This is a genomic window from Micromonospora globispora (genome assembly GCF_003857015.1).
In the GTDB taxonomy this organism is placed as follows: domain Bacteria; phylum Actinomycetota; class Actinomycetes; order Mycobacteriales; family Micromonosporaceae; genus Micromonospora; species Micromonospora globispora.
On record NZ_QGGF01000539.1, the window covers coordinates 1 to 3,435 of the forward strand.

Genomic DNA, 3,435 nt, shown 5'->3' on the forward strand with positions numbered 1-3,435 from the left:
GCCCGCGCCGGTGGGGCGGTGACGGTTCGGTGCCGCCGGTGTGGTGTGCCGCGTCGTCCCTGGACATCGTCAGCCCTCCGGTCACGGCGCCCGCGCGCCGTCATCCGGTGCAACGAGGTCGGCGGCGGTGGGGACGCTGTCGCGGGGACGTCAGAGGGACTGGCGGGGCAGTGGGAGCTGGCCGGGGCGGAGGTCGGTGGTGACCGGCACGCCGGCCGACCGTAACCCCTCGATCAGCGCGTTCTGCAGCAGATAGGAGTCGGGCAGCTGCCAGTGGGCCTGTTCCGGGGCGACCGCCCAGCGCACCGTCCCCTCGGGCAGCCGGGTGGGCGGCGCCGGGATCCACGATCCCGCCCCGTGTCGGACCACCTGGAGGCAGTGCTCCAGCTCGGGCCGGAGCGGGTCGCCGGGGCGGACCAGGAACATCCACCGACCCGTGGGGGTGACCAGGACCGGACCGCGTACCCCGGGACCGGCGGGGTGGGTGGCGATCGCGTCGAGGACGCGCCGGCCGAGGTCGGCCGGCACCTCCAGGACGTCGAAGGCGCGCCCGGTGGGGAGCAGGATGCCGTGCGGGCGGCTGCGCCACCAGGTGGCGACCCTCGCCGGGTCGGTGCTGGCCGCCTTCTCCCAGTCCTCCAGCGCCGGGTGGCAGCCGACGGTGGGACAGCCGGCCCGTCCGCAGACGAAGCGGCTGTTGGCGAGGCACGCGCCGGGGGTCACCTCCCAGCCGTGCGCGGCGTAGCGGATGGCGACCCGGCGCAGCCTGACCCGCTCCAGGGACGACAGGTGAGCGACGCGCGGTCCGACATTCCCCCACATGTGTCCCATCTCCTCCCGGCCGAACCGGACGCTCCCCACGTCGCACCGCCAATTCCGTCACCGCCGTAACCCATGGTCGTTGAGTGACGAAACGGCTGATGCAACTTGCACGAAAACTACGAGGACCGGACGTACAGCCGACGTACAGACTGTGCGACCAGGAGAAACGTGAGGGGCACACAGGTGACCACGGTCGCCGACCCCGAGGGGTCAGCCGGACGCGGCAGGGGGAGGGGATGCGGGAGATGGATGATTTACCCATAGGCCGACGGGTGGCGTACTGGCGCGGGCGACGCAAGATGTCCCAGCAGGTCTTCGCCGACCGGCTGGGCAAGTCCAAGAGCTGGGTGGACAAGGTCGAGCGGGGGGTCCGCCGGCTGGACAAGTTCTCCGTCCTGCACGAGATCGCCGACATCCTCCAGGTCGACGTGCAACTGCTGCTCGGCAAGGACCCGGAGCGGCGTACCGACACGCTCACCTGCATCGACCAGGTCGAGGTGGAGGAGATCCGGGCCGCCCTGGAGCGGTACGACTCGATGAGCGCCTACTTCGACGCGGCGCCGTACCCGCCGCCACTGAATGACCTGCGCAAGGCGGTCAACCACGCCTGGCTCACCTACCAGTACGGCCGCTACGGGATGCTGACCCGGGCGCTGCCGAAGCTGCTGCGCGACGCCCAGGCGGCCGACGCCGGCTACGGCGGCGACCAGGCCCGCGAGGCCGCCCACCTGCTCGGGCAGGTCTATCAGATCGCCTCCTCCGTGCTGCGCAAGCTCGGCGAGTGCGACCTGGCCTGGCTGGCCGCGGACCGTTCGATGGCGGTCGCCCAGCGGGCCGACGATCCGCTGCTGGCTGGCATCGCCACCACCCGCGTCTGCAACGCGCTGGTCGCCATGGGGCGGGCCCGGCCGGCGCTGGAATTGAACGTCAACATCGCCAACCGGCTCGCCCCCGGTGGCCGCAACGACGTCACCCCGGCGCGGCTCTCCGTCTACGGCATGCTGCTGCTCCAGGGCGCGATGGCCGCCGCCCGGATCGGTGACTCCGCCACCGTGGACGACCTGATCGGCGGCGCTCAGGAGGCCGCGACGCTGCTCGGCGGCGACCACAACCACTACTGGACCTCCTTCGGCCCGACGAACCTGCAGCTGCACCGGGCCGCCGCCGCGGTCGAGCTGGGTGACGGGGCCCGGGCGGTGGAGACCCACCACCGCATCTCCGAGGCGGCGTTCAATGCGCTGCTGCCGGAGCGACGGGCCCACCACCTGCTCGACATCGCGCGGGCCTTCGCCCAGCTCGGCGACGTGGCGAACGCGGGGGAGATGCTGCTGCGCGGCGACCGGCTGGCCCCGTCGGAGATCCGCTGCCGGCCGATCGCCCACGAGGTGATGGCCGACGTGCTGCGTCGCACACGAGGTGCGCCACCCGTGCCGATTGCGGAGTTGGCTGAGCACATGGGAGTCGGGGTATGAGCGTCGGATGAACGCTCCGCAGATCAGCGACGGGCGCCGTGAGGTGCTGTACGTCATCGCCTGTGGTTCGCCGCTGGCCCGGGAGGTCGGCCGGCTGGTCGAGCTGGCCCAGCAGGACGGCTGGGACGTCTGCGTGGTCACCACGCCGGACGGCGCGAAGTTCGTCGACCGGACGGCGCTGGCCCGGCAGACCGGTCATCCGGTCCGCACCAGCTACAAGAACGCGGGCGATCCCGACGTGCTGCCACCGGCGGACGCGATGCTCGTCTGCCCGGCGACGGTCAACACGATCAACAAGTGGGCGGTGGGGATCGCCGACACCCTCGCCCTGGGCCTGCTGATCGAGGGTCAGGGGCTCGGGCTGCCGATCGCGGCGGTGCCGTACACGAACGCGGCGATGGCCGCCCATCCGGCGTTCCGGGCCAACCTGGCGCGGCTTGACGAGTGGGGCGTACGGGTGGTCTTCGGTGACCACGTCGTCTCGCTGCACCCGCCCGGCGCCGGGGAGCGGCACGTGGACGCCTTCCCCTGGGGGATCGGGCTCGCCGCGCTACGCGGCACCCCGTACCCGGTCGCCCCGGTCGCCTGAGGGCGGCGGGGCTTCTTGGCGGCGCTTTCCGTGCTGACAGGGGTTGCGCCGAGCGACCGAGGCCCGGAGACCGGGCCCGCGCCGGTAAGCTGGCCCGCCGTGAGCACAACCGAATCCGGGCCGACGGTGGCCGACGTGGTGGTCGAGCTGGACCGCCGCTACCCGCCCGCCTGGGCCGAGGAGTGGGACCGGATCGGCTTGGTGCTCGGCGAGCCGGACGCTCCGGTACGCCGGGTCGCCTGCGTGGTCGACGTGGTGCCGGAGACGGTGGACGAGGCGCTCGCCGCCGGGGCGGACCTGATCGTGGCGCACCACCCGCTGCTGCTGCGCGGGGTCTCCTCGGTCGCCGCGACCACGTACAAGGGGCGGATCGTGCACCGGCTGATCAAGGCCGACGTCGCCCTGTACGTCGCGCACACCAACGCCGACGTGGCCGACCCCGGCGTGTCGGACGCCCTGGCGGCGCGGTTCGGGCTGACCGGGCTGCGCCCGCTGCACCGCCCGAAGCCCGGTTCGGCGGCCGACGGCGGCGGCCGGGGCATAGGCCGGATC

4 protein-coding genes are annotated in these 3,435 nt (G+C 73.0%); 3 read left to right on the forward strand and 1 reads right to left on the reverse strand.

The genetic code is table 11. From position 1 onward, the window contains the following. Nucleotides 1-150 precede the first annotated feature (150 nt). Nucleotides 151-822, reverse strand: coding sequence for a bifunctional DNA primase/polymerase (locus tag DKL51_RS28210; RefSeq protein WP_109944452.1), 672 nt, complete (start codon nt 820-822; stop codon nt 151-153). A gap of 245 nt (nt 823-1,067) precedes the next feature. Between DKL51_RS28210 and DKL51_RS28215 the strand changes: the two genes are divergently transcribed. The 3 genes from DKL51_RS28215 to DKL51_RS28225 form a co-directional block, all read left to right on the forward strand. After that, nucleotides 1,068-2,294, forward strand: a complete 1,227-nt coding sequence (locus DKL51_RS28215) for a helix-turn-helix domain-containing protein (protein WP_109944486.1) — start codon at nt 1,068-1,070, stop codon at nt 2,292-2,294. 7 nt (nt 2,295-2,301) lie between these two features. Further along, nucleotides 2,302-2,883 carry a flavoprotein gene (locus DKL51_RS28220; protein WP_109966149.1) on the forward strand — a complete coding sequence of 194 codons (582 nt, stop codon included), beginning with the start codon at nt 2,302-2,304 and terminating at the stop codon, nt 2,881-2,883. 135 nt (nt 2,884-3,018) lie between these two features. Further along, a partial coding sequence (locus DKL51_RS28225) for a Nif3-like dinuclear metal center hexameric protein (protein WP_438819678.1) occupies nt 3,019-3,435 on the forward strand: 417 nt, incomplete at its 3' end.